Source organism: Pseudomonas sp. AGC41, assembly GCF_057334555.1.
This window is the reverse complement of sequence record NZ_JBHFJB010000117.1, coordinates 64,674-69,195: the sequence shown is the minus strand read 5'-3', so window position 1 is coordinate 69,195 and position 4,522 is coordinate 64,674. Positions and strand designations below refer to the sequence as shown.

The 4,522-nt window shown below is 62.4% G+C and carries 3 protein-coding genes; 1 reads left to right on the top strand and 2 read right to left on the bottom strand.

Annotated elements, in window-relative coordinates; all coding sequences use genetic code 11:
* Positions 1-32: 32 nt before the first annotated feature.
* Positions 33-1,223: a methionine adenosyltransferase gene (gene metK, locus ACE04F_RS20505; protein ID WP_486109515.1), complete on the bottom strand. Its 1,191-nt coding sequence runs from the start codon at positions 1,221-1,223 to the stop codon at positions 33-35.
* Between the two features lie 19 nt (positions 1,224-1,242).
* Positions 1,243-2,238 carry an ArsR/SmtB family transcription factor gene (locus ACE04F_RS20500; protein WP_486109513.1) on the bottom strand — a complete coding sequence of 332 codons (996 nt, stop codon included), beginning with the start codon at positions 2,236-2,238 and terminating at the stop codon, positions 1,243-1,245.
* Between the two features lie 254 nt (positions 2,239-2,492).
* On the opposite strand from ACE04F_RS20500, the gene tkt reads away from it, so the two are divergent.
* Positions 2,493-4,490, top strand: a complete 1,998-nt coding sequence (tkt, locus tag ACE04F_RS20495; RefSeq protein WP_486109511.1) for a transketolase — start codon at positions 2,493-2,495, stop codon at positions 4,488-4,490.
* Positions 4,491-4,522: the final 32 nt, after the last annotated feature.

Below are 4,522 nucleotides of genomic sequence, written 5' to 3'. Positions count from 1 at the left end.
GTCGCCAGGGGCTTTTTCACTGCGGTGGAGTATTACAGGCCGGCAGCGGCGCGCAGGGCGTCGGCGCGGTCGGTCTTTTCCCAGGTGAAGGTGGTGAAGGTATCGTCACCCACCGTCTTGGTCTGCGGCGTACGGCCGAAGTGGCCGTAGGCTGCGGTGTCCTGGTACATCGGGTGCAGCAGGTCGAGAATGGTGGTGATCGCGTACGGACGCAGGTCGAACACGTCACGGACCAATTGGATGATCTTGTCATCGCCAATCTTGCCGGTGCCGAAGGTGTTCAGCGAAATCGACGTAGGCTGGGCGACGCCGATGGCGTAGGACACCTGGATCTCGCAACGCTCGGCCAGGCCGGCGGCAACGATGTTCTTGGCCACATAACGACCGGCGTAAGCGGCCGAACGGTCAACCTTGGACGGGTCCTTGCCGGAGAACGCGCCGCCGCCATGACGGGCCATGCCGCCGTAGCTGTCGACGATGATCTTGCGACCGGTCAGGCCGCAGTCGCCCACCGGGCCACCGATGATGAACTGGCCGGTCGGGTTGATGTGGAACTGGGTGTCCTTGGACAGCAGTTCGGCAGGCAGCACGTGCTTGACGATCAGCTCCATCACGCCTTCGCGCAGGTCTTTGTAGGACACTTCCGGGTTGTGCTGGGTCGACAGCACGACAGCGTCGATACCAACGACCTTGCCGCCTTCGTAACGGCAGGTCACCTGGGACTTGGCATCCGGACGCAGCCAAGGCAGCAGGCCGGATTTGCGCGCTTCAGCCTGGCGCTGGACCAGTTGGTGCGAAAAAGTGATCGGTGCCGGCATCAGTACGTCGGTTTCGTTGCTGGCGTAGCCGAACATCAGGCCTTGGTCGCCGGCGCCCTGGTCTTCCGGCTTGGCGCGGTCGACGCCCTGGTTGATGTCCGGGGACTGCTTGCCGATGATGTTCATCACGCCGCAGGTCGCGCCGTCGAAGCCGACGTCGGAGCTGTTGTAGCCGATGCCGAGGATCACGTCGCGAACGATCTGTTCCAGGTCGACCCAGGCCGAGGTGGTGACTTCGCCGGCGATGATCGCCACGCCCGTTTTCACCAGAGTCTCGCACGCCACGCGGGCGAACTTGTCTTCAGCAATGATGGCGTCCAGCACCGCATCAGAAATCTGGTCGGCGATTTTGTCCGGATGCCCTTCAGACACGGACTCGGAGGTGAAAAGGGAGTATTCGCTCATCTCGATGTTTTCCTACAAGTTACCGATGGTGAGTGTCGCCAGCCGGTCGCTGAAAATGGCGAACCTGGATCTGGAAACCATTACGTAAGCCTACATAGAGGCTTTCCCCGGGCACGAGGCCCGCAGCGGTGGCCCAACGGGCCAGATCGTCCTGTTCAAACCCCAGCCAGAGATCACCGCAGGCCTCCTTGGCCCAACTCTGGTTGTGGCTGCATAACTCTGTCACCAACAGGCTACCGCCCGGTTGCAGCAGGTTGGCCATGTGCTTGAGTGCATCGGCCGGCGCGGCAAAATGGTGAAGCACCATGTTCAATACAACGCAGTCGGCCTGCAGGCTCACGCCGTTCAGAGCGTCGGCCAGTTGCAGCGTGACATTCGCCAGCGACTCCCGTTCGCACACCTGGCGGGCCAGTTCGAGCATCGCCGGGCTGTTGTCCAGCGCGGTCACCTGATTGAAGCGCCGCGCCAGTTCCGGCAGGAATGCACCGTCGCCGGGGCCGACTTCCAGCGCCGTGGCGGTGGGCTCGAAGCTGAGCTTGTCCAGCAGCGCCACGACGCTGTCACGGTATTGCGGCAGTCCTGCGATCAGGTCCTGCTGGGCGCGGAATTTCTCTGCCACCCGTGCGAAAAAATCCTGGCTGGCGGCGGCGCGTTGCCCGTGTACCTGGGCGATGCGGGCTTGCACGTCCAGCGGCAAGGCCAGCTCGTCCACCTCTTCAAGCAGCGCTGAGTGCAGCTTGCCGCCCAGCAGTTCGGTGTGGGGCAGGGCGCGGCGGTAGAAAATCGCGTTGCCTTCACGGCGCGTCGCCACCAGGTCGGCCTGGGCCAGCACTTTCAAATGGTGGCTCATGCCGGATTGGCCGATGCCGAAGATCTGCGCCAGTTCCAGAACGCCGAACGAGTCGTTGGCCAGGGCGCGCAATACATTGAGCCGCAACGGATCGCCGCCGGCCTTGCAAAGGGCCGCCAGCTCATCGCAATCGTCATGGCGAATGGAAGGCACGCGTAAATTCATGGGCGGCAGTCTAGTGACGGGTCTGGCGCATCGCAAGGTCAATATCAAAAAGTTTTGATATTGCTCGATAAATGGCACTTCCCCGGAGCTGCTTGACTCTACCCAGCAACAGCGGAAAGGTTTCACCTGGCCGATGCGACTTTATCCAGCGCAAAAATCGCCTTTGGACGAGTATCTGATTGCCCCGAGGCGGGTGCGTGAGGGAAAATGCTCGCCTTTTTCAGTTTCGTTATTCAAAACCCAGGAGATCAGCGATGCCCAGCCGTCGTGAGCGTGCCAATGCCATTCGTGCCCTCAGCATGGATGCCGTGCAGAAAGCCAACAGCGGCCATCCCGGTGCCCCCATGGGTATGGCGGATATCGCCGAGGTGCTTTGGCGCGACTACCTCAAGCACAACCCGAGCAACCCATCGTTTGCCGACCGCGACCGCTTCGTGCTGTCCAACGGCCACGGCTCGATGTTGATCTACTCGCTGCTGCACCTGACCGGCTATGACCTGTCGATCGATGACCTGAAAAATTTCCGCCAACTGCACAGCCGCACCCCGGGCCACCCGGAATACGGCTACACCCCGGGCGTGGAAACCACCACCGGCCCGCTGGGCCAAGGCCTGGCCAACGCCGTGGGCTTCGCCCTGGCGGAAAAAGTCCTGGTGGCACAGTTCAACCGTCCGGGCCACGACGTTGTCGATCACCACACCTACGTGTTCCTGGGTGATGGCTGCATGATGGAAGGCATTTCCCACGAAGTCGCTTCCCTGGCCGGCACCCTGGGCCTGGACAAGCTGATCGCCTTCTACGATGACAACGGCATTTCCATCGACGGCGAAGTCGAAGGCTGGTTTACCGACGACACCCCCAAGCGCTTCGAAGCCTACAACTGGCTGGTGATTCGCAACGTCGACGGTCACGACCCGGAAGAAATCAAGATCGCCATCGAGACTGCGCGCAAGAGCGCCCAGCCGACCCTGATCTGCTGCAAGACCACCATCGGTTTCGGCTCGCCGAACAAGCAGGGCAAGGAAGACTGCCACGGCGCGCCACTGGGGGCCGAGGAAATCGCCCTGACCCGCGCTGCGCTGAAGTGGGAACATGGCCCGTTCGAAATCCCGGCCGACATCTATGCCGAATGGGACGCCAAGGAAAAAGGCCGCGCGGCCGAAGCCGAGTGGGACCAGCGTTTTGCAGCCTACTCTGCCGAATTCCCTGAGCTGGCCAACGAGTTGGTTCGTCGCCTCAGCGGCGAGCTGCCGGCTGATTTCGCCGAGAAAGCTTCTGCCTACATCGCCGAAGTCGCGGCCAAGGGCGAAACCATCGCCAGCCGCAAGGCCAGCCAGAACACCCTGAACGCCTTCGGCCCATTGCTGCCGGAACTGCTGGGTGGTTCGGCCGACCTGGCCGGTTCCAACCTGACCCTGTGGAAAGGCTGCAAGGGCGTGACCGCCGAAGATGCCAGCGGCAACTACATGTACTACGGCGTTCGTGAATTCGGCATGAGCGCGATCATGAACGGCGTTGCCCTGCACGGCGGCCTGGTGCCTTACGGCGCTACCTTCCTGATGTTCATGGAATACGCCCGCAACGCTGTGCGCATGTCGGCGCTGATGAAAAAACGCATCCTGTATGTGTTCACCCACGACTCCATCGGCCTGGGCGAAGACGGCCCGACTCACCAGCCGATCGAGCAACTGGCGAGCCTGCGCTGCACGCCGAACCTGGACACCTGGCGCCCATGCGACGCCGTGGAGTCCGCTGTGGCCTGGAAACACGCCATCGAGCGTAACGACGGCCCATCGGCGCTGATCTTCTCGCGTCAGAACCTGCAGCACCAGGAGCGCGATGCCGGCCAGATCAGTGACATCAGCCGTGGCGGCTACGTGCTCAAGGACTGCATCGGCGAGCCTGAGCTGATCCTGATCGCCACCGGTTCGGAAGTCGGCCTGGCCGTCCAGGCCTACGACAAGCTGACCGGGCAGGGCCGCAACGTGCGCGTGGTTTCCATGCCCTGCACGAGCGTGTTCGATGCCCAGGATGCCGGTTACAAGCAGGCGGTGTTGCCGTTGCAAGTCAGCGCGCGGATCGCCATCGAAGCCGCTCACGCCGATTACTGGTACAAGTACGTGGGCCTGGAAGGCCGCGTGATCGGCATGACCACCTACGGTGAGTCGGCGCCTGCGTCGGCGCTGTTCGAGGAGTTCGGCTTCACCTTGGAGAACATCCTGGGGCAGGCTGAAGAGCTGCTGGAAGACTGATCCGCTAATTGTGTCGCCTGGGCTATCGCCCT

What these genes read in the sequence shown, in the direction of transcription:
- metK (WP_486109515.1), bottom strand. Translation starts at nt 1,223, where the DNA reads ATGAGCGAATACTCCCTTTTCACCTCCGAGTCCGTGTCTGAAGGGCAT.
- ACE04F_RS20500 (WP_486109513.1), bottom strand. Translation starts at nt 2,238, where the DNA reads ATGAATTTACGCGTGCCTTCCATTCGCCATGACGATTGCGATGAGCTG.
- tkt (WP_486109511.1), top strand. Translation starts at nt 2,493, where the DNA reads ATGCCCAGCCGTCGTGAGCGTGCCAATGCCATTCGTGCCCTCAGCATG.